21 protein-coding genes are annotated in these 20,305 nt (G+C 40.1%); 12 read left to right on the top strand and 9 right to left on the bottom strand.

Features of this window, described 5'->3' with window-relative positions:
- The first annotated feature begins 174 nt into the window (after positions 1-174).
- Positions 175-609, top strand: coding sequence for an ATP-binding protein (locus tag ALFOR1_RS08660; RefSeq protein WP_058550101.1), 435 nt, complete (start codon positions 175-177; stop codon positions 607-609).
- A gap of 63 nt (positions 610-672) precedes the next feature.
- On the opposite strand, the gene ALFOR1_RS08655 is transcribed toward ALFOR1_RS08660, so the two are convergent.
- The 5 genes from ALFOR1_RS08655 to bioA form a co-directional block, all read right to left on the bottom strand.
- Entirely contained in the window at positions 673-1,689 is a 1,017-nt protein-coding gene (locus ALFOR1_RS08655) for an ABC transporter ATP-binding protein (protein WP_104642713.1), read from the bottom strand.
- 13 nt (positions 1,690-1,702) lie between these two features.
- A complete protein-coding gene (locus ALFOR1_RS08650; protein ID WP_058550099.1) occupies positions 1,703-3,202 on the bottom strand; it encodes an ABC transporter permease in 1,500 nt (499 codons plus the stop codon).
- The gene (locus ALFOR1_RS08645) at positions 3,202-4,242 is read right to left on the bottom strand and encodes an extracellular solute-binding protein (protein WP_104642712.1); all 1,041 of its coding nucleotides are present in this window, start codon (positions 4,240-4,242) and stop codon (positions 3,202-3,204) included. Before ALFOR1_RS08645 ends, ALFOR1_RS08650 begins: the two co-directional genes overlap by 1 nt.
- Positions 4,243-5,055 (bottom strand): hypothetical protein, encoded by an 813-nt coding sequence (locus tag ALFOR1_RS08640; RefSeq protein WP_104642711.1) that lies wholly within the window; start codon positions 5,053-5,055, stop codon positions 4,243-4,245. It abuts the gene before it with no gap.
- A 158-nt stretch (positions 5,056-5,213) separates the two neighbouring features.
- Positions 5,214-6,515 (bottom strand): adenosylmethionine--8-amino-7-oxononanoate transaminase, encoded by a 1,302-nt coding sequence (gene bioA / locus ALFOR1_RS08635; RefSeq protein WP_104642710.1) that lies wholly within the window; start codon positions 6,513-6,515, stop codon positions 5,214-5,216.
- A gap of 92 nt (positions 6,516-6,607) precedes the next feature.
- Between bioA and bioB the strand changes: the two genes are divergently transcribed.
- From bioB to ALFOR1_RS08600, 7 genes are all read left to right on the top strand, one after another.
- Complete coding sequence (gene bioB, locus ALFOR1_RS08630; RefSeq protein ID WP_058550095.1) at positions 6,608-7,648, top strand: biotin synthase BioB; 1,041 nt, start codon at positions 6,608-6,610, stop codon at positions 7,646-7,648.
- Between the two features lie 10 nt (positions 7,649-7,658).
- Positions 7,659-8,816 carry an aminotransferase class I/II-fold pyridoxal phosphate-dependent enzyme gene (locus tag ALFOR1_RS08625; protein WP_104642709.1) on the top strand — a complete coding sequence of 386 codons (1,158 nt, stop codon included), beginning with the start codon at positions 7,659-7,661 and terminating at the stop codon, positions 8,814-8,816.
- Positions 8,813-9,721: a methyltransferase domain-containing protein gene (locus ALFOR1_RS08620; protein ID WP_104642708.1), complete on the top strand. Its 909-nt coding sequence runs from the start codon at positions 8,813-8,815 to the stop codon at positions 9,719-9,721. Before ALFOR1_RS08625 ends, ALFOR1_RS08620 begins: the two co-directional genes overlap by 4 nt.
- A 28-nt stretch (positions 9,722-9,749) precedes the next feature.
- Positions 9,750-10,433, top strand: a complete 684-nt coding sequence (bioD, locus tag ALFOR1_RS08615; protein ID WP_104642707.1) for a dethiobiotin synthase — start codon at positions 9,750-9,752, stop codon at positions 10,431-10,433.
- A 151-nt stretch (positions 10,434-10,584) separates the two neighbouring features.
- A complete protein-coding gene (locus ALFOR1_RS08610; RefSeq protein ID WP_104642706.1) occupies positions 10,585-12,144 on the top strand; it encodes an FAD-dependent oxidoreductase in 1,560 nt (519 codons plus the stop codon).
- 270 nt (positions 12,145-12,414) lie between these two features.
- On the top strand, positions 12,415-13,278 hold the full coding sequence (gene htpX / locus ALFOR1_RS08605) for a protease HtpX (protein WP_104642705.1): 864 nt from the start codon (positions 12,415-12,417) through the stop codon (positions 13,276-13,278).
- Between the two features lie 155 nt (positions 13,279-13,433).
- Complete coding sequence (locus ALFOR1_RS08600) at positions 13,434-13,766, top strand: hypothetical protein (RefSeq protein WP_104642704.1); 333 nt, start codon at positions 13,434-13,436, stop codon at positions 13,764-13,766.
- A 62-nt stretch (positions 13,767-13,828) separates the two neighbouring features.
- On the opposite strand, the gene gloA is transcribed toward ALFOR1_RS08600, so the two are convergent.
- Positions 13,829-14,356 carry a lactoylglutathione lyase gene (gloA, locus tag ALFOR1_RS08595; RefSeq protein ID WP_104642703.1) on the bottom strand — a complete coding sequence of 176 codons (528 nt, stop codon included), beginning with the start codon at positions 14,354-14,356 and terminating at the stop codon, positions 13,829-13,831.
- A 262-nt stretch (positions 14,357-14,618) separates the two neighbouring features.
- On the opposite strand from gloA, the gene ALFOR1_RS08590 reads away from it, so the two are divergent.
- Positions 14,619-15,152: a hypothetical protein gene (locus ALFOR1_RS08590; protein ID WP_227006936.1), complete on the top strand. Its 534-nt coding sequence runs from the start codon at positions 14,619-14,621 to the stop codon at positions 15,150-15,152.
- A gap of 1 nt (position 15,153) precedes the next feature.
- On the opposite strand, the gene ALFOR1_RS08585 is transcribed toward ALFOR1_RS08590, so the two are convergent.
- Together ALFOR1_RS08585 and ALFOR1_RS08580 are read right to left on the bottom strand one after the other, a co-directional pair.
- Positions 15,154-16,743 carry an MASE1 domain-containing protein gene (locus ALFOR1_RS08585; RefSeq protein ID WP_104642702.1) on the bottom strand — a complete coding sequence of 530 codons (1,590 nt, stop codon included), beginning with the start codon at positions 16,741-16,743 and terminating at the stop codon, positions 15,154-15,156.
- Complete coding sequence (locus ALFOR1_RS08580; protein ID WP_104642701.1) at positions 16,730-17,359, bottom strand: response regulator transcription factor; 630 nt, start codon at positions 17,357-17,359, stop codon at positions 16,730-16,732. Before ALFOR1_RS08580 ends, ALFOR1_RS08585 begins: the two co-directional genes overlap by 14 nt.
- A 146-nt stretch (positions 17,360-17,505) precedes the next feature.
- Between ALFOR1_RS08580 and ALFOR1_RS08575 the strand changes: the two genes are divergently transcribed.
- Both ALFOR1_RS08575 and ALFOR1_RS08570 read left to right on the top strand, forming a co-directional pair.
- Complete coding sequence (locus ALFOR1_RS08575; RefSeq protein ID WP_104642700.1) at positions 17,506-17,958, top strand: DUF302 domain-containing protein; 453 nt, start codon at positions 17,506-17,508, stop codon at positions 17,956-17,958.
- A gap of 41 nt (positions 17,959-17,999) precedes the next feature.
- The gene (locus ALFOR1_RS08570) at positions 18,000-18,509 is read left to right on the top strand and encodes a DUF421 domain-containing protein (RefSeq protein ID WP_104642699.1); all 510 of its coding nucleotides are present in this window, start codon (positions 18,000-18,002) and stop codon (positions 18,507-18,509) included.
- A gap of 70 nt (positions 18,510-18,579) precedes the next feature.
- Here the strand turns inward: ALFOR1_RS08570 and ALFOR1_RS08565 are convergent, their stop codons facing one another.
- Entirely contained in the window at positions 18,580-19,200 is a 621-nt protein-coding gene (locus ALFOR1_RS08565; protein WP_058550084.1) for a trimeric intracellular cation channel family protein, read from the bottom strand.
- A 415-nt stretch (positions 19,201-19,615) separates the two neighbouring features.
- On the opposite strand from ALFOR1_RS08565, the gene ALFOR1_RS08560 reads away from it, so the two are divergent.
- Positions 19,616-20,224 carry a cold shock domain-containing protein gene (locus ALFOR1_RS08560; protein ID WP_104642698.1) on the top strand — a complete coding sequence of 203 codons (609 nt, stop codon included), beginning with the start codon at positions 19,616-19,618 and terminating at the stop codon, positions 20,222-20,224.
- Positions 20,225-20,305: the final 81 nt, after the last annotated feature.

Here is a 20,305-nt window from a genome sequence, read left to right as displayed (position 1 = left end):
AAAAAAACTATTGTGGGCAACTCTTTAAAAGTTTTTATCAATGCGCTTTATTTTTAGCCATTTTTAAAGCAAAAATGATCAAGTTTGTAATTTGATGCTCTGAAATTTAACGATTTTGTGGCATTATAAGTTTTTAAACTCTTTAACGTTGCCTTTTACTTAGAAACGGATGCCATGAAACAAGTTTTTATTTTACGAGGACTACCAGGAAGCGGTAAGTCTTATTACGCGCAAAACCTTGCAGACGAACTAGGTGGTGTTGACGAAAGCCAATATCTAATTTGTTCAACCGACGACTACTTCATAAATGAGCAAGGCGAATACCACTTCGATAAATTTAGGCTCTCGCAATACCATAATTTAAACTTGGCTCGTTTTATTAATGCACTCGCACAAAATATTCCATTAGTCATAGTTGATAACACTAATATTAAAAAGTGGGAATTTATCGCGTATTCACAAGCTGCTGTTGCTTTAGGATATCAAGTAAAAGAAGTGATTGTAGGTGAAGTAAAAGACAAATCTATGCAGCATTTATACGCTAAGCGTAACTCACATAATGTGCCGCTTAAAACCATAAGTAAAATGGCGTACATGTTTGAGTGGTGATTTGCGTTAACGTTTTAATTTAAAAAGCCCATACATATGGGCTTTTTTAGTTATTAAGCGCTACTAGTTAGCTTTTGTATAAACCGCAAGTGGGTGTGATGTACTTAGTGATACATGTACTTCATCGCCTGGGTTTACTACAACCTCATGGCTAACACGGCTGGTTACAACAGTAAAGCACGCAAGTTTTACAGCGCACAAGCGGCTGCCACCTTCAAAGCGTACCCATACAACTTCACCATTATTACCAACACTACTTTGGACAAGTAATACGTCATCAGGGCGAAGCAGTACATCAACATCGCCGCTTTCACAGTCAACGCCTTGAGCTGGTGCGTTACCTATAGCAGTAGTAGCTTGTCCGTTTTCAAATTTACCGGCAATAAAGCTAGCTTCACCTAAAAAACGAGCAACAAAACGATTGTTAGGAATACTAAAGCAGCGCTCTGGTGTATCTATTTGCTGAATTTTACCCGCTTTTAAAACACCAACACGATCACCAACAGAAAGCGCTTCTTCTTGATCGTGCGTTACCCAAATGGCAGGAACACCGGCATCTTTAAGTGCGTTTCTAATATCCCAGCGCAGCATATCTTTTAGTGCAGCATCTAGGTTAGACAATGGCTCATCAAGTAAAACAAAGTCTGGCTCGTGTGCAAGAGTTCGGGCTAGGGCAACACGCTGCTTTTGACCGCCTGAAAGCGTAGCAGGTTTTTTATTTCTAAATTCGTCAAGACCCAATAGTTTTATCCAGCGCTCTGCAGGCGCTGTATTTTTTAATCTAAAGCAAATGTTTTGCTCAACTGTTAAATGCGGGAATAATGCAAAGTCTTGAAACACCATACCAACACTGCGTTTCTCAGGTGGTACCGTTAATTTAGGCGTAGCACGCCATTTACCGACGTTTATTTCGCCTTCGCTGATAGGTAAAAGCCCAGCAAGTGCTTGTAAAATTGTGCTCTTACCACAGCCTGTAGGGCCGACAAGCATAAGGATTTCACTTTGTTCAAGCGATAGATTTAAATCGCTGACTACACGGTTACTGCCATAATCTATAGACAACTGACTTACAGATAGCATTGTTATTAAATCCTTAATGTTCTAACTGATTGCGTTTTTCGCCAGTGAGCATAATAGCTAACGCGCACGCAGAAATCACTACTAACAATAAACCAGGTATTGCAGCGCGGCCAAAATAACCAGCTTCGTAAACACGCCATAAGTAGGTTGAAAGTGTTTCAAAGCCTGTAGGGCCAAGTAAAAGAGTGGCTTCAAGTTCACGCATAGACTCTAAAAACACAAGTGCTGCACCTGCTATTATTCCGCGCATAGTCAGCGGTAATGTAATACGCGTAAAGGCTTCACGTGGGCTTGCGCCTAGTACTCTGGCAGATTTAATTAAACTAGGATCTAAGTGTTCTGTGCTAGTACGAACAGAGCCTACCGCAAGCGGTAAAAAACGCAGCATATATGCAATAATTAAAAGCCCTAACGTTTGATATAAAAACGGTAGTTGTAAGCCGCCATAAACCAAAGCAGTACCCATTACTATACCAGGAATACCAAAACCAAAATAAGTCACGCGCTCCATTACTTTACCGGCTTTGCCACTAAGGGCAGCATGAGCAACTGGCACGGCTACAATTACGGCAACCACAGCGGCAATTGCTGATGCATAAGCTGAGTTCCAAGCAATATTAAAATCGAACGAGCTAAAACCATCACGCCCTAACCACAGTGTAAAAATGGCTAGAGGCAAACCAATGGCTAACAATAACACCGGCGCAAAGGCAACAAACATAGCGCTTAACTGCCACTTGTTAGGAAATAAAATTAGCGGACGACCTTGTTTTTCACTGGCTGTTTTTATTTGTGATTCTATTAATAATAAAAAGCCAACAATAACCATTAGCTGCAGCGAAAGCATTGCTGCTCGGCCTAACGCAAAGGCGTTGTATTCTACGTATATAACGCGGGTAAAGGTATCTAGGCGCATCATCGCCGGAGTACCAAAATCAGAGAGGGTGTAAAGCGCAACTAATAAAGAACCTGCCGCAATACCATTAACTACACGCGGTAATATTACTTTAAACACGCTTTGTGTCATCGACATACCTAAAGTACGCGCTGCGTTGACCATGCTGGCATCTAAGCTTAAAAGCGATGAGCGGGTGGTCATCATTACAAAAGGGAAGGTATACAAAGTCATTACAATGGCAGCGCCAGTTAAGCCATACATAGAAGGGGTTTCTATGCCAGTCACTGTATTAATTTCGCCGCCAGGGCCAAAGGCCGCATACAGGGTAAATGCACCTATATAGCTGGGTACAGCAAGTGGCGCTGCAAAAAATACCAGCCATAATTTTTTAAAGGGCAAGTGCACATAGGCACTAATAAAAGCTAAAGGCACACCAATTAAAATAGAACCTAAAACAGTTAAGCCCATTAACGATAGGGTGTTTCCTAAAATTTTTAAATTATGGCTATCAAAAACGGTACTAGCATCGCTTGCAAGTACCATTAATATAAAAACAGGGGTAAGCGTAATGAGCGCTGCAAGCAGCGCCATTGGGTAAGAAGCGGGTAGTCGCATTATAAAACGCCGTTATTTCTCATCAAATCGATGGTAGGTCGTAAATCTGCCAATTGGGTTAAATCTATCTTCGGCGGTGAAATATTAGCGAGCGATGGTAATCCATCGGGTTGACTAATGTTATTTATAAGCGGAATTTCGTACGCTTCAGTTGCTAAATAACCTTGTACTTCTTTACTAAGTAAATAACGCATAAAGTTAGTAGCAAGTGGGTCGTCGTTTAGTGCAAGTACGCCCGATGCATTAACTAAACATCCTGCATCATTTTGAGTAAAGGCTAAATCGAGTTTTGCATTCGGTTTGCCTGATTTAAGGCGAAGGGTGTAATAGTGATTAGCAAAGCCAATATCTACTTCACCGCGTTCAACACCCATAACTACACCCAGTTCACCGGCGTAGGTTTTAGAGCGCTTTTGAACTTTTTTAAGCCATTTAGCGGTTTTGTGATCGCCTTCTAAAATTCTCATTGCGGTCACAAACGATTGAAAAGACGCATAAGCCGGCGCCCAGCCAATGCTTAAATCGCTATCGGCAATTTCCATAATACTTGTAGGAATTTGATCTTTCGTTAAGCGAGAGGTGTTGTAAGGCAATGTTCTAATGCGCCCAGTTACAGGAGCCCATTCTTTGTATCTAAATTGCGGCTGTAACTGCTCAGATAAATCAGTAGGAATTTTTTGAGCAAGCCCAGCGTCGGTTACTAAACCAATAGCACCAGAATCTACAGCCCAAAATATATCAGCGCGTTTAACGCCGGCTTTAGCTTCGGCAACAATGGTATTAGCGAGTGCAGCAGTTGGACCTCGGCGTATGCCTAACTTAAAGTCTGGATTTCTTTTTTGAATAGCTTGTAATACGTTTTCGTATAAACCGCCTTCACCACGGCCTAAATATAAGGTGAGCTCACCTTTAAGCTTTGGTAAATCATCAACAGAAACAGGGTTTGCTATATTGGCAGCTAGTGCGCGAGAAAGAGGAAGTGGCAATGAGCCAACAACCCCTAACGCAGCTAGGCCTTGTATAAAGGTCCTACGCTTCACTTAAAATACATCCTTACGCGACTTCTCTGCTTTTTCTATAAGCGTTTTAGCGCGGTCTAATTTGGTTTGCATACCACTTACCACATTGCGTACGTCATCTACGCTTTTACCATTTTTAATTGCTTGTGGCAGTGTTACGTTAAAGTCTTTTTCCAGCACTTCAACTAAGTTGGCATCTTGTTCGATAAGCGTACCTTCTACGCCTTCAAATAGGTGTAGGTAAGTATCGTGAACAATGTCGGTGGCTTCGTCTTGTAGACGTTCAGCAAATTTAGCGACTACTCGGTCTAGCTTGTGCTTAATTTCATCAATTGTTGCGCTTTGTGTCATTTCTTCTGTAGCCGTTGCTTTAACGCTTTCTAACAAGCCTTTTTGCTGGAATTTTGCGGCAAGCTTAACAGCACCAAGGCCTTGCCACAAGGCTATGTTCATTGCTTCTTGCTCTTTGCGTACTTCTGCAGCTGGTTTACCATTTTCGATGGCCATTTTTACGCCATATATACCTTGCCAAATAGATGCGTAAACAGGTGCGTAGTTTGTTTCAATTGCGCTGTGGAACTTAACAGACTCCCAGTATTCAATTAAATCATCAGTTTTAACCGCTTTAGCGCCTTTTTTATCGTAGTCGCTTACCATGGTATCCACTTTACCTACCATCCATTCAACTTCTTCAGCGTAACTTTTTAGGTTAGCTTGAAGGTGATTTACATGCTCACCAATTGGGCCATTAGCAAGTACTGGCTGTGCCATAAAAGCTGAAGCAAGTAAAAGGCTTGCACCTAAGGTTTTAGCTGGTTTAAATAATAAATTCATTGCAGAAGAGTCCATAAAGGTAATTGTAAATGATAGACATTATCATATCCGTATTGATCAGCGAGATCAATAACCACAAACTGGCTAAATAGATAAAAACACTAAATACAGCGCTAAGTTACGAGTAAACACAGTTTAAAGTTTAACAAGCGCAGTAATTAAGCGTAATGTTTACCTTTAATTGCATTATAAATAGCATCACACAGTGTTTTTATACTGGTGTCATCACTTATATACGCAGGCATAAGGTAAATAAGTTTACCAAAGGGGCGAATCCATACGCCTTGCTCAACAAAGTAGGCTTGAATTTTAGCTATATCAACGCTGCCCGCAGCTTCGGTTAGCTCTACTACACCTATTGCGCCTAATGTACGCACATCAGCTACATCATCAAGTTCACGGCACTTATTAAGTTGTTGTAATTGTCTGTTTATATCGCTAATACGTTGTTGCCAGTTTTGATTTAGTAGTAAATCTATACTCGCGCACGCCACTGCACAGGCGAGTGGGTTACCCATAAATGTAGGTCCGTGCATCAAAACGCCGGCTTCGCCTTCACTAATACCCGTTGCTATTTTTTCGCTGGTAAGAGTTGCTGAAAGTGTCATTGAGCCACCGGTAAGAGCTTTACCAATACATAAAATGTCGGGCTCAATGTCAGCGTGCTCAACAGCAAATAATTTACCCGTGCGGCCAAATCCTGTGGCAATTTCGTCGCAAATCAGCAGTATATTATAACGGCTACAAAGTTTACGTACGCAGGCTAAGTAATCGGGGTGATAAAAGTTCATACCACCCGCGTTTTGCACTATGGGCTCAATAATAAAAGCGGCTACTTGGTTGTGGTGTGCTTTAAAGTATTGCTCAAGCGTTTGAGCTTCTGCTTGGTTAAATTTGCTACCAAATTGACTCACTGGCGCAGGTACAAATATATGCTCGGGTAAAAAGCCGCTGTATAAACTGTGCATGGAGTTAACGGGGTCGCATACGCTCATGGCAGCAAACGTGTCGCCATGGTAACCCTTATAAGGCGTCATTAGTTTTTGTTTAGTGGTAATGCCTTGGCTAAGCCAATATTGCAGGGCCATTTTTATGGCCACTTCTACACTTACCGAGCCGCTATCGGCTAAAAACACTTTAGTTAAACTTTCAGGGGTAATAGCAACAAGCTTTTTACATAGCTCAACCGCGCTGTTATGGGTAATGCCACCAAACATTATGTGGCTCATGCTATTTATTTGCTCAACCATGGCAGCGTTTAAAGTAGGGTGATTATAGCCATGAATGGCGCTCCACCATGAGGCCATGCCATCTATAAGTTGCTCGCCGGTTTCTAGGTGAATTAAATTATGATTTGCATGGGTAACAGGGTAAACCGGAATTGGCTGAGTCATAGACGTATATGGGTGCCAAATGTGCTCACGATCAAAATCAAGGTCAATCGTTTGTTTTTTGTTCATATGTAAACTTTAACTTGGTGGGCTTCGTTGACAATGGTACTTCAAGACGTAGACTAAGCCAACATCACCACTGAGAAAAATATGAGACTACTATGGAATTTGCACCTGTTCGCCACGATTGGACCCACGCACAAGTTAAAGCATTATTTGAAATGCCGTTTAATGATTTACTCTTTAAAGCGGCGTCGGTTCACCGTGCTAATTTTAATCCTAACGAAGTACAAATATCTACTTTGTTATCAATTAAAACAGGCGCTTGCCCAGAAGACTGTAAATATTGCCCTCAATCAGGGCATTATAAAACCGACCTAGAACGCGAACGCCTAATAGAAGTAGAAAAAGTAGTAGAGCAAGCACGCCTTGCTAAACAAAAAGGCGCTACACGTTTTTGTATGGGTGCCGCTTGGTCAGATCCAAAAGACAGAGACATGCCGTACATTTCGCAAATGGTTAAAGAAGTAAAAGAGCTTGGCCTAGAAACCTGTATGACGCTTGGTAAACTTAGTAACGAAAAAGCCCATGAACTAAGCAGTGCAGGGCTTGATTACTACAACCATAACCTTGATACCTCACCAGAATACTACGAGCAAATTATATCAACTCGCACTTTTCAAGACAGATTAAACACCATAGATCACGTACGTGATGCAGGCATGAAAGTGTGCTCAGGCGGTATAGTGGGTATGGGCGAGCAAGCAAGCGACCGTTTTGGTTTGTTAATGCAATTAGCTAACTTGCCACAACAACCCGAAAGCGTACCCATTAATATGCTGGTTAAAGTAAAAGGCACACCCCTTGAAAACGTTGACGATTTAGATCACTTTGAATTTATACGCACCATAGCCACAGCCCGCATTATGATGCCACACAGCTATGTACGTTTATCGGCAGGGCGCAACGCCATGAACGAGCAAATGCAATCAATGTGCTTTTTTGCAGGCGCTAACTCAATCTTTTATGGTGATAAGCTTCTAACAACCGAAAACCCAGAAGCCGATGCCGACATGAACCTCATTAAAAAATTAGGCATGAACCCAGAAACTCGCGAAGATTACTCAGACGAAGCAGTAGCAGCGTCGCTTTCATCGCAAGTGGCTGATAAAGCAACGTCAGAACTATTTTACGAAGCTTAAGTTTAAACGTATGCCATTTGAATTTATAAATACGCATCTGCAAGCGCGAAAGCAAGATGCGTTATTACGTAATCGCCATACTGTGCAAAGCGCTACAGCCCGCACCATTACAATAAATGACGTAACCTACCTCAACTTTGCGAGTAATGATTACTTAGGCTTTGGCGATTGCGCATTAAACCTTGAGCAAAGCCAAATACTGGGTAGTCACAGCTCGCCGTTAGTTACAGGGTATCAAGCGCAGCAGCAACAGCTTGAGCACTACCTTTGTGAGCAATTTGGCTATGGTGCAGGTATGTTGTTTAGCTCGGGGTTTAGTGCAAACAGCAGTGTAATTAAAGCGCTGTTTCAAGATAAAACCGCCGCGCAAAATAGTGCTATTTTTCAAGATAAGCTAAATCATGCCAGCTTAATTGACGGTGCAATGCACTCTAACGCCGCATTAGTGCGCTTTAATCATAACGATTTAAACCATTTACGTTCTCGGCTCGAAAAGTCAAAAGCGAAAAACAAGCTTATTATAAGCGAAGGGGTGTTTTCGATGGATGGCGATACCGCGCCATTAAAAGAGTTACTCGCCTTGGCTAAAGCACATAATGCATGGCTTATGATAGACGACGCACACGGCTTTGGCGCTTTGGGTAAAACGGGCTTAGGTAGCTGCGAAGTATTATTAGATGAGGGGTTAGCGCTTCCCGAAGTACTGGTTATTACTTTTGGAAAAGCCGTAGCAAGTAGCGGTGCGTGTGTATTAGCAAGTAAAGAGCTCATAAATTACATGCTGCAATTTAACCGCGATTACACGTATTCAACTGCTATGTCGCCGCTTATGGCAAGCCTTACGCTTTCTCGTTTAAAAACAATTAAAACAGCAACCAACAAACGCGAGCAACTTAATAGCAATATTGCTTTATTTAAACAGCTTGCTAAAACGCATAGCCTTGCGGTAATGGAGTCAAACACGGCAATTCAACCGATTGTACTTGGCTGCGCTGAGCAAACTCTAAAAGCCGCTGAGAAATTAAAAAAGCACGGTGTTTGGCTTTCGGCTATTCGCCCACCAACGGTTGCACATAATACCGCTCGCTTAAGAATTACGTTAACGGCTGCACATACACAAGCCGATATAATAACGCTAATTAAACATTTAAAAGGTGCAATAGCATGATTGCACACGCATTAAGTAACATACAAAAGCAAGCTGAGTGTAAAACTGAGATAGTTGAGCTTAAAGCACATCAAAACATAAAACCAATTGCAAATACGGCTATCGGTATAACTAAACATCCTGCCAATAAGTCACTAAAAAAAGCAGCGCAAACTAAGTTTTCAAAAGCGGCAGAGCAATACAATAGCCATGCTAATGTACAAAAACAGGCTGCAAGTGACTTATTTAAATTAATAAAGGCAAAATCACAAAATAAAAACAAACTGTGTGTAGATTTAGGGGCTGGCCCGCTTGTAAATACACACACGCTGCAAAATGAGTTTGGGCAGGTATTGGCCATAGATTTAAGCTTAAACATGCTAAAAAGTAGCACGTTAAAATCACCTCGTATTTGCGCCGATATGGATAACCTACCGCTACAAGCAAACAGTGTAGATGCCATATTTAGTAACTTTGCTGTGCAGTGGTCTGCTAATTTTGAATTGTTAATACAATCACTTTATCGTGTTTTAAAACCAGGCGGGAAGGCTTATATAAGCACTGTGGTTGCGGGGTCACTTAATGAAATAAAAACAGCCTTTACTGCGCTTGATAACAGCAGCCATATAAACTCATTTAATACACATACCTATATAAACCAATCAGTCCAAAAGGCCGGGTTTGCAATCAATAGCTCGCAAAAATGGGTTTATACCGATTGCTACCGAACGCCTTTAAAAGCCATAAAATCAATTAAAGCCATTGGCGCTACTACACAAAACCATACTAATACACGCCAAGGGTTATTAACTAAATCGGCTCTGCAAAAGGTGTGTAATGCGTATCCGCTTATAAACAATCAAGCGTGTGTGTCGTACCATGTGGTATTGTTATCATTACAAAAATCAATCACAAAATTTAAATAGCGCACGATTAAAATACCAAGGCTAAGCAATGAGAGAATTTTTTATAACCGGTACCGACACCGACGCCGGAAAAACCCACGTTACCAGTTTACTATTAAAGCTACTTGCCCAACATAAAAAACCAGCTATTGGCTTTAAGCCGCTTGCTGCAGGCTCCGAAATGGCATTTGATCAGCTAGTAAACGCCGATGCGCTTATGCTTATGGAAAGCGCAACGGTAAGCGCCAAGTACGATGTAATAAACCCATTTGCTTTTGCACCGCCAATTGCACCGCATATAGCAGCAAAACAAGTAGGTGTAACCATCACGCTTGATAAATTAAGCGCAGCGTACTCTACACTTAAACAGCAAGGTGCTGATTATCACCTAACCGAAGGCGCTGGTGGCTGGGCATTACCTATTAATAACACCGATTATTTATACGATTGGGTTAAAGCAGAGCAACTTCCCGTAATTTTAGTAGTAGGCATGAAATTAGGCTGCTTAAACCATGCCTTACTTACAGCCGCCCATATGCAAAGTTTAGGCATTAACTGTGTAGGGTGGGTTGCAAACCAAGTAGACCCAAACATGGACGAATACCAAGCTAACCTTGATTCGCTTAAATCACGTTTGCCATTTCCTATTCTTGCAATAAGCCCTTACAGCGAGCAAACACCAAAACTACAAATATACAAAAGCTTACTCAATACTCTCGATTTAAATTCTTAAAAGTTAAAAAACTGCTTTGTTAAATACAAAGCAGCTTTTGTATAAAATACATAAGCTTAATATTTCGTTTCAGCCTTGAAATAATCTTCCTTAGTACGCATATTACATTTATAACTAAGTTGCTATTGTTACTAAGGAAATAACAACCACCATGACCCACCCATTTATTGAAAATTACGCTCAAAATACGCACGTAAAGGCCGAGCCAGACGTACTAAAAAGTGCTTTGCCTAAAACCCGTGTGGGTATTTTAGGCGGGGGCACAGCAGGGGCAACAATAGCAATTCGCTTAGCAGCATTAGGTATTCACACTACTGTTTTTGAGAAAAAAAAGTCATTAATAGATGGCCCACCTATGTGCCACTTGCACGCAGGGGGTAATTTATACCGAGAGATACCCGACGAAGACTGCATAGACCTTCTTAAACAATGCATTGATATTTTAAGGCTGTACCCTTACACCATAGACGTACGTCCAACCGTGTTTGCTGTACCAAAGCGCGATGACGACTCACCAGATGATTTACTACCAAGGTTAAATAAAATAACCAATGCGTATAAAGAGTTAGTTGAGCAAGACCCTAACAACCAAGTGCTTGGCGAGCCTGCTAATTACTACCAGCTTTATAGCTATGAGCAAATGATCGCCCTTTCACATAAAGATCAAATAGCAGAGCCTAAAACACTTGATGAGTGGATGATCCCCGTTGCCAAGCATCTAAATTTAAACAAAATAAAATACCCGCTTATTGTTGCTCAAGAATATGGTTGGAACATATTTAGATTGTCGGCCAGCGCACAGCTTGCACTTGCGCAGTATGAACACGCTAACGTACTTACCAGTACAGAGGTTAAACAGGTTAGCCAAGTTAATAGCAGTAATGACAAAACCCAATCACCAACCTGGCAAATTGAATACCAAAACGCACAAAGCAACGCCACACAAACAACAGAGGTTGATTACCTTATTAATGCCTGCGGGTTTCAAACCGGTATTGTTGATGACATGGTAGGCATTGATACCAAACGTATGGTCGAATTTAAAGCCTCGTATATTACTCATTGGCAGGGAGCGGGTGGGCAAATACCCGAAATTATTATTTATGGTAATCGCGGTACGCCCGAAGGTATGGCGCAGTTAACGCCTTACCCAGATGGGTATTTTCAAATACATGGTATGACCAACGCAATTACCCTATTTAACGATGGCCTTGTTGAAACAAGCGGCAATAGCGCGCAACCTCAATTACCTAGCAAATATTTAGAGTACATAAGCGAAGGTTGGGATGAAACGGCACTTAAAGCACGCAGCCAAAAAGCAATAGATTTTGTTGCTGAGTTTGTACCGGCATTTAATAATGCAAATACACAAAACAATGCGTTATTTGGTGGGCAACAAATCCCAGGAGAAGACGACACATTACGCGTTGCCGATGTTAGCTTATATTCGCATATTAGCTATGCGCGCGCCGAAAACGTAAAAGCGTCATCTACGCTTATTGCTGCCGACGAAATAGTGGCTGAATTTACAAAGTTAGGCTTTGTAAGTGGCGAGCCCAATATTAATAACCACCGTAATAACCATCAATGGGCGTATCTTGAGCAAAACTGCAATGAAGACATAAGCAAAATTGCACAAGTGCTTGCAAAAGAGCGTGGGTTCCCTGTGGCTATGGCAAATATTAATAATGGCATAAACAAAACCACCTAAAGTTAAACCTCCTAACCATCTGTTTAAAAAGTGATTTAAGGTTTGCTGTTATTCTTAACTAACAGCAAGCCTATAAAATTTTATGCCTCTAAACATCCCAAAAATATTTATTTATAAACGCAGAAATAACCCTTGCGTTATGACATAGTTTGTCACAGAATAGCGCTAACGCTATGACATAGTGTGTCATGGCGCAGTAATTGCTTTTAGCTGATTTAATTCTAAATTCGTAAATGGCTTAGTGATCAAACCCCTTTTTGTGAGGACAATATGAAACGTATATTTTTGTTTTTATTAACTAACCTAGCGGTTATGTTGGTATTAGGTGTAGTGCTTTCAATAATAATGAGTGTGCTGGGCTTAAGCCATCGTAGCCTTGGCGGAATATTACTTATAGCCTCTGTATTTGGCTTTGGTGGCTCGTTTATTTCGTTATTTATGTCTAAGTGGATTGCTAAAAAATCAACGGGCGCACAGGTAATTACTCAACCACGCAACGAAACCGAGCACTGGCTTGTACAAACAGTATCTGCACAAGCTCAAAAAGCAGGTATAAAAATGCCAGAAGTGGCAATTTACGACAGCCCAGAAATGAACGCCTTTGCAACCGGCCCAAGTAAAAACAACTCGCTGGTGGCGGTAAGCTCAGGCTTATTACATAACATGAGCCAAGACCAAGCGGAAGCGGTACTTGCCCACGAAGTATCGCACGTAGCTAACGGCGACATGGTAACGCTTACGCTAATACAAGGCGTGGTAAATACCTTTGTAATATTTGCTGCAAAAGTACTAGCAGGCATAGTAGATAACTTTTTAAATGGCGATGAAGAAGAGGGCGGCGGTAGCTGGTCTTACTTTTTATTCGACATGCTATTCCAAGTATTATTTGGTGTACTTGCAAGCATAGTGGTTGCTAGTTACAGCCGTAAGCGTGAATTTGCAGCCGACAGCGGCGCAGCTAAATTAGTAGGTGCAGACAAAATGCGCTCAGCACTTGAGCGATTAAAGCAAAATCATCCGTCGCAACTACAAGGCTCAATGATGGCCTTTGGTATTGCAAGTGGTAAAGGTATGGCTGAGCTGTTTTCATCTCACCCGCCGCTTGATGCGCGAATAGACGCACTACGTAAGTAATTACGCAAATTAGTACATATACAAAGCCAGCTTGACCGCTGGCTTTTTTGTTTATACTTGTAATTTAGTACCTTTTATGCAAGCTTAATGTGGAGTATGAAAAATACTCATTAATTTTTTATTTGTTATAAGTTCTCTAATATAAGGAAATACATATGAAGTTACTTAAAGTATTAGCCGTTGTTGCAATTGCTTTACCAAGTGTTGTTTTAGCTAATCAGCATGTAATTACAGCAAACAAACAAGTTTTCTCTTCGGATAGTAAAACGCAAACATATTTAGGTGATGTACACCTTTCATTTGACGATAAAAATAAATTTCAGACCACATCAAACAATGTAAGCTTTAATAATGGCGATACAGTAATGGAAGGTGAAGTAGTCATAACCTTTAATAACATTACCGCAGTAACTGATAAAGTTACTTTTTCTAAGTCTGATTCAGGTGTTTTAGCTAAAATGGATGAAGTTACTTTTACTTATAAGTAACTCTTATTTAAAAAACACAAAAGCCAGCTTATTTGCTGGCTTTTTAATATTTAGTAAACGGGTTATTTACCAAAAATAATATCAGTAATTCCTTCTGGTGAGAGTATTTCAATCCAGTAGCCGTCTGGGTCTTTTATAAATGCTAAGCCCTTCATTGAGCCATCATCTGGCTTTTTAACAAACTCAACATCGTACTTTGCAAAGCGCTCACTCGCTGCGTAAACATCCGGTACGCTAATACCAATGTGGCCAAAGCCTTTAGGCTCTTGGTTACCGCTGTGGTAACCCTCAAAGCTATCGTCGTCTTCTGTGCCCCAGTTATGGGTAAGCTCAATTAGCGCAGGGCGACCAAATACCCATTTAGCTTTTGTTTTATCATCACCTTGCGGCTGCTCTGGCTCGTAGCCTAAAAAGTACAACGTAAACTTCATTTCAGGAAAGTCATACTTCCCTAATAGCTTCATACCTAATACATTTTGATAAAATTCGAGCGACGGCTTGGGATCTTTAATACGCAACATAGTTTGCTGCATAACATAGCCTTTAGTGGCTTGTTCAATTTGCTCTGAAGATTCGTTATAGCTAGACATGGTAATCCTTTGTATAAATTAAGAAGCGAAAACATAGATATAATGCTTAAACCATCATAATCAACTCTAAGCTAAATAAAAAATCCCTCGCATACATCACTATTTATAACGGATTACGTCCATAAAGCAGAAGTTAGTAAATATACCGCATTATTTTCTAAGCCATTTTCCTAGATGGGTTAGGAAAATGGATGATTTTTAATTACCTAAATACTCATAAACTATACCTAAACAAGGACGTAGGGTACTAAGTATGATTTGTATGGATGAAAATATAACTGAATTTGGCAACATGAGTGTATTGCTTAATACCCAAAGTGACACAAGCTACTGTATACAGTGGTTTAGCAAAATGACTGGCGCTACAGTAATACTTACCCGCAAAGCCTCTCGGCAGTATCAAGTTACCAGAAAGTGGGCTACAGGGCGCGAACTCGACGATGTATCAAGTGAGTTTACTCATGCTAATCAGGCAATTATTCACTTTTTAAATAATGTTGATATAGCAAAAATTAACGAACAAAGAATCGCTGCAGCAAAATATCACTGTATAAACTTATTTGTAAAAGCTGAAGGGTTAAGGCCTATAACCAACCTTAATTTACCAAAACCTAGGCTGCAAGAAGCGATTGGCAAAAAGGTGATGGTAAAATCAACATTAGGCAATAACAACATCGCAACCGGATTATTACTTCAGCTGGTGGGTAACCAAGTTGAAATACAAGTAAACCCCGACGACTCATACGATGATCAACCAAGGCAAAAATTTTATACTAAGCAAGTGTCAATTTGCTAAATTAGTCAGCTGCTTTTATTGGCAGTTTTACTTTAATAGTAAAACCGCCATTATTAATAACTTCAAAACTACCCCCTAACGCAATAGAGCGCTCTTGCATAAAAGCTAAGCCATAGTGTCCGGTGTTATCGGTTAACTTTACACCATCGCCGTTATCACTAATTTCTAACTCAATAAAATGCTCGCTCGATTTAATAGTTATAGTGAGTGAGTTAGCATTACTATGTTTAATGCAATTGGTTACTGCCTCTTGGCAAATTCTATAAACAGCAATTTCATGCTCTTTAGAAAGCGCTTGTTGTAGTGTAAAACTTACTTCGTAACTTATATTAGCCTGATTAAGTAAGCTTTTTAAGCGTCCCTGAATCATTGCTTTTTTAAGCCCTAACTCGTCAAGCTCTCGTGGGCGAAGATAATGCATTAACTGATAAACAGAGTCATACATGGCATTTGCATTATTTTTTAATGTTGTAACAAAGGTTTGTGTTTTTTCATTACTAATACGAGACAAAATAGCTAAATCTGTTTTTAAAGCTGTTAAGTTTTGGCCAAGTTCATCGTGTAACTCTTGTGAAAGGTGTTTACGTTCGTTTTCTTGTACGGTAACCATTTTAGCTGCAAGGCGTGAGTTTTGATCAAGCTGCTTAGTGAGTGCGCGGTTAATTTTTTTTAACTCTACATTTTTACGTTTAAGCTCAGTAATAGCCGCGCCTAACACCATACTGGTAATGGCATTGGCTAAAATAAATAGCTGGCTTATATAAGTATTACTAGGTTCGTGAGTAATACTTGCTTCAACTATTATTAAAGCGTTAATAAGTGTTGCGCTAGTAATTGCGCCTAAAATACCAAACCGATACGAAAACCAAATAATAGGTAATAAAGATGCAAGGCGAAGTAACGGGTAGGTATCGGGGCGAAGTAAGTATGCAAATATAAGTACAAATATAACTATAGCTAATGTTAAAGCTAAATTAGTCACTTTAAGTAATGCAGGGCGCCTTAACGGAAGCTTTAAAGAGTAAACCAGCATAATAAACGGCGCAATAAGCAACGAGCCAGTTATATCGCCCAGGCACATATTTAACTGATACTGCAATAGCTCTTTAGCAACCTGAATGTTTGTAAATTCGAATGCACTTGAAAACAAAAACCACTTTATTGAAGTGCTTGCTACACATAACAAAATTAACGAAAGTATACCTAAGCTATTATTAATGCTTGGCGGCCAACGACTGTGTTTAAACACATACACAAGCGCATAAAAACAAAGCTCCTGCCAAAAGCCATGCAGTAAATTAAACTCCCAAACACCAGAACCTAAATACCCAAAGTGCGCTGCCAAAGCACGAGACGATAACCATAAAGTAACCCAATAGCGTGTTGGCGAAAGCAAATAAAAAGCTATTTTTATCCCTGCGGGAATAAATATAGCACTACTTTCAGGAACGGTTTCTAAATTAGCCCCAACCCAAAAAGCAGCAATACAGGCAACAAAATATATTCCACCTAGTAAAAGGTGCTTTGTAATTTCTTTGATACCTGCGATAGCAGAAAAGGTAAAAGCGGGGGTTACACTAGGTAAGTTCATCTAGCTTTATTACTCCCGCATCAATGGCTATTTTTAACAGCTCAAACGAAGTGGTTACATTAAGCTTGCTGTAAATATTTGCCTTATGCACGTGCGCTGTTTTAGGCATAATTTCTAATTGTTGCGCTATTTGCTTAGCATTTAACCCTTTTGCTAATAGTGGCAAAGCTTCCAGTTCTCGGTTAGTTAAAATAGTTAAAGCTGAGCTTTGTGTGTTTAATGCAAAATTTACGTCTTCACTTATATAGCGTTTACCCAATGCAACCGATTTAACTGAATCAATTAGCTCTTCCGACGCAGAGCGTTTAGACACATAACCAAGAGCGCCTAGCCGTAGAGCATTACTCACATAAGGTTCGTAATCGTGCATGGAGGCAACAATTGTTTTTATTTCAGGGAAATTTTCGTTAAGGTAGGTTAAAAAAGTAAGGCCATTTTGAGATTCATTAAGTGATATATCTACAATAAATACATCGGGTTGCTCAAGTGCAACGGCAAGTATTGCTTGGTCAACATTGCAGGCTTCTATTATTACTTCCCAGTCGGCTTGTAGTTCTAATAGTTTTTTAAAACTGTCGCGTACTAATTGATGATCTTCAATTATTCCAATGTGCATGTATTTCTCCCTTTAAATTTATTATACATTGAAATACATAACCATCAGCCAAAATATTTATTAAATTTAACTACCTAGTAAATATGTACACTGCAAAAATAAAAGGGCAATAACGCTCAGTATTTATATATTTAAACGGAGACACTATGAAAGCACTAAACAGTATTTTTGGACTCGCAATACTCTTTGTTATTTCAAATGCCAATGCTGCTGATGGAGTAATATCTGTAAAAAGCCCGTTAAGCGCTAAAGCCACAATGGATAAGTTTGAACAGCTAGCCAAAAGCAAAGACCTTACTATATTTGCACGCATCGACCATGCTGCAGGCGCTAAAAAAGTAAATAAAGAGCTTAACCCAACAGAAGTACTTATTTTTGGAAACCCAAAAGGCGGAACACCTTTAATGCAGTGCGCTCAAACAATAGGTATCGATTTACCGCTAAAAGCACTTGTATGGAAAGACGCACAATCGCAGGTGTGGTTAAGTTACAACGATCCTGTTTATATAGCTACGCGCCATAATGCAGCAAATTGCCCAGCTGCTAAAAAAATAAGCAAAGTATTACACACACTCGTAACAACTACTGTTACGCAATAAATTAAAAAGTGTAAGTAAATAATGAATATAAAGGAGTAACTATGTTTTTTGATGATGTGCAGGGCTTAATACGCGTACTTATTATTGGTGTACTGGGTTATATCGCACTGGTGTTTTGGCTACGCGTATCGGGTAAGCGTACGCTTTCTAAATGGAACGTGTTCGACTTTATAGTCACCATTGCGCTGGGCTCTATTTTAGCCTCGGTTATCATTACAAAAAGTGTGGCGCTGCTTGAGGGCATGCTCGCGTTTATTGTGTTAATAGGGCTGCAATATTTTATTACTTGGCTAAGTGTGCGCTCATCTAAATTTGCTTCGCTTATAAAAGCAGAGCCTACGCTATTGCTGAGTAATGGTGAATACTGCACGGCGGCACTTAAATCGCAGCGGGTAACTAAATCAGAAATTCGCGCTGCCATTCGTGGTGCGGGTATATTAGCCATAGAAGATGTAGCCGCAGTAGTACTAGAAACCGATGGCAGTTTTAGCGTACTTAAGCAAAATAACAGTGGATTAAAAACCGCGTTAAGTGATGTAAGCGAGCAATAAAGTAAGGCGCTAGAACTTATATTAATTAAGGCAGGTTTAATACCTGCCTTAATTTGTATTAAAGCCTAAGTTATTTAGCGTGCTGCTCTAATAAACTAAAGGTAGGTAGGCGCCATTTAAAGCGTATTGACGCCATACGTATTAAGTAGCCTGCAACAAGGCTTACAATAATGCTGATGTTGTCATCTATATTGTAATGGTGCAGTGCCAAGAATAAGCAGGCAACAAGTAACGATACACTCGCGTATAGCTCGTTATGTAATACAAGCGGCGCTTGACGACATATTAAATCTCGCAGTAAGCCACCAAATACACCGGTTACAACCGCAGCCACTACGCAAATACCATAATGCAGGCCCATATTTAGCCCCACTTGGCAGCCAATAATACTAAACGCCGCAAGCCCTAGCGCATCTAAGCGCATAAATATGCCCTTAAATTTAACTACCCATTTAGCAAGCCAGGTTGTGACAATGCCTGCTATGCAAGTAATTAATAAATACTCTGGGTGTTGTACCCAGGTAAGTGGGTAATTGCCAAGTAAAATATCTCGCACGCTGCCACCACCAATTGCTGTTGCACTAGCAACCAATACAACGCCAAACCAATCCATTTTCATTCGCCCAGCGCTAAGTGCGCCGGTCATGGCTTCTGCGGTAATACCAATAATATAAACAACGGTTAGTAGCATGCGATAATCACTTGAAATCTGTGCGTAAAAATAAGGTGTGGATTGTATAGATAAATTAAGTAAATAACGAATGAAAAATCACACTAAAAACGCTTAATTCAGATAGAAATAACTAATAACAAAACCGAGTGTAAACAAGCTGTTAAGCTAATCGCTTCGCAAAAGTCAGCAGTAGTAGAATAAAGGACAAATGGCCGTAATTTATAAAATAAAACACGCTATTTTTTCCTTATTTTTAAACATCAAAGCTCGATATTTTCCCTATACGGTTAAGTGTTTTGCCAACTAATTAGAATATTTAAATTAACCTAATATGAATATTTGGTTGCGTGGTAGCAATTTAGGAACGTATACTAACGACTCTTAACTTAAATGGAATTTGCGTAATCGCAGCTTAATCAGCACAGGTAAATACATGAACAAAGGATTGTTAAAAGCGTGGAATGACGAAAAGGGCTTTGGTTTTATTAAATCAGACACCCTAGCGCACGACACCTTTATACACATTTCAGCGCTCAAACACATGAGTCGCAAGCCTAAAGTGGGCGACACCATTTATTTTGAAGTCGCTACACAGCCCGATGGTAAATCAAAAGCCGTTAACTGCCGAATTGAAGGCGTAGCTGCACTTAAAGTAACACCTAAAAAATCAAACCATCATCGTGTTGCTAAATCTAATTTTACCGACAGCTTTTTAGGCAAAGTTGCCTCAATTAGCATTATCGCCGTACTTGGCTTTATCGCGTTAAATAAATACAACCATTATCAAAGTAGCGAGCAATTTAATAACCAAACCCCCGTTATTACCAACGCCGATTTAGCTACGTTTGATGAGCAATACCCAAAAATCGTTATACCAAAAAACACACATAATTTTACCTGCGATGGCAGGCAGCACTGTAGCCAAATGACTTCACGTGCAGAGGCGGTATTTTTCATAAATAACTGCCCGAATACAAAAATGGATGGCGATAGAGATGGTGATCCCTGTGAGAGGGATACAAGGTTTCAAAATGAGTGGTAATTTTAGAAATCGATTAGTTAAAAGTTAAATTTTAGATAGGTTTTAGCGTGTTCTGTATAAAAATACAGTGGAACGCAATTT

Source organism: Pseudoalteromonas carrageenovora IAM 12662 (assembly GCF_900239935.1).
Classification (GTDB): Bacteria; Pseudomonadota; Gammaproteobacteria; order Enterobacterales; family Alteromonadaceae; genus Pseudoalteromonas; species Pseudoalteromonas carrageenovora.
This window is presented reverse-complemented; position numbering and strand designations above follow the sequence as displayed.

Excerpts from the sequence above, each read along its gene's own strand:
- ALFOR1_RS08660 (WP_058550101.1), top strand. The coding sequence starts at position 175 with ATGAAACAAGTTTTTATTTTACGAGGACTACCAGGAAGCGGTAAGTCT.
- ALFOR1_RS08655 (WP_104642713.1), bottom strand. The coding sequence starts at position 1,689 with ATGCTATCTGTAAGTCAGTTGTCTATAGATTATGGCAGTAACCGTGTA.
- ALFOR1_RS08650 (WP_058550099.1), bottom strand. The coding sequence starts at position 3,202 with ATGCGACTACCCGCTTCTTACCCAATGGCGCTGCTTGCAGCGCTCATT.
- ALFOR1_RS08640 (WP_104642711.1), bottom strand. The coding sequence starts at position 5,055 with ATGAATTTATTATTTAAACCAGCTAAAACCTTAGGTGCAAGCCTTTTA.
- bioA (WP_104642710.1), bottom strand. The coding sequence starts at position 6,515 with ATGAACAAAAAACAAACGATTGACCTTGATTTTGATCGTGAGCACATT.
- bioB (WP_058550095.1), top strand. The coding sequence starts at position 6,608 with ATGGAATTTGCACCTGTTCGCCACGATTGGACCCACGCACAAGTTAAA.
- ALFOR1_RS08625 (WP_104642709.1), top strand. The coding sequence starts at position 7,659 with ATGCCATTTGAATTTATAAATACGCATCTGCAAGCGCGAAAGCAAGAT.
- ALFOR1_RS08620 (WP_104642708.1), top strand. The coding sequence starts at position 8,813 with ATGATTGCACACGCATTAAGTAACATACAAAAGCAAGCTGAGTGTAAA.
- bioD (WP_104642707.1), top strand. The coding sequence starts at position 9,750 with ATGAGAGAATTTTTTATAACCGGTACCGACACCGACGCCGGAAAAACC.
- ALFOR1_RS08610 (WP_104642706.1), top strand. The coding sequence starts at position 10,585 with ATGACCCACCCATTTATTGAAAATTACGCTCAAAATACGCACGTAAAG.
- htpX (WP_104642705.1), top strand. The coding sequence starts at position 12,415 with ATGAAACGTATATTTTTGTTTTTATTAACTAACCTAGCGGTTATGTTG.
- ALFOR1_RS08600 (WP_104642704.1), top strand. The coding sequence starts at position 13,434 with ATGAAGTTACTTAAAGTATTAGCCGTTGTTGCAATTGCTTTACCAAGT.
- gloA (WP_104642703.1), bottom strand. The coding sequence starts at position 14,356 with ATGTCTAGCTATAACGAATCTTCAGAGCAAATTGAACAAGCCACTAAA.
- ALFOR1_RS08590 (WP_227006936.1), top strand. The coding sequence starts at position 14,619 with ATGGATGAAAATATAACTGAATTTGGCAACATGAGTGTATTGCTTAAT.
- ALFOR1_RS08585 (WP_104642702.1), bottom strand. The coding sequence starts at position 16,743 with ATGAACTTACCTAGTGTAACCCCCGCTTTTACCTTTTCTGCTATCGCA.
- ALFOR1_RS08580 (WP_104642701.1), bottom strand. The coding sequence starts at position 17,359 with ATGCACATTGGAATAATTGAAGATCATCAATTAGTACGCGACAGTTTT.
- ALFOR1_RS08575 (WP_104642700.1), top strand. The coding sequence starts at position 17,506 with ATGAAAGCACTAAACAGTATTTTTGGACTCGCAATACTCTTTGTTATT.
- ALFOR1_RS08570 (WP_104642699.1), top strand. The coding sequence starts at position 18,000 with ATGTTTTTTGATGATGTGCAGGGCTTAATACGCGTACTTATTATTGGT.
- ALFOR1_RS08565 (WP_058550084.1), bottom strand. The coding sequence starts at position 19,200 with ATGCTACTAACCGTTGTTTATATTATTGGTATTACCGCAGAAGCCATG.
- ALFOR1_RS08560 (WP_104642698.1), top strand. The coding sequence starts at position 19,616 with ATGAACAAAGGATTGTTAAAAGCGTGGAATGACGAAAAGGGCTTTGGT.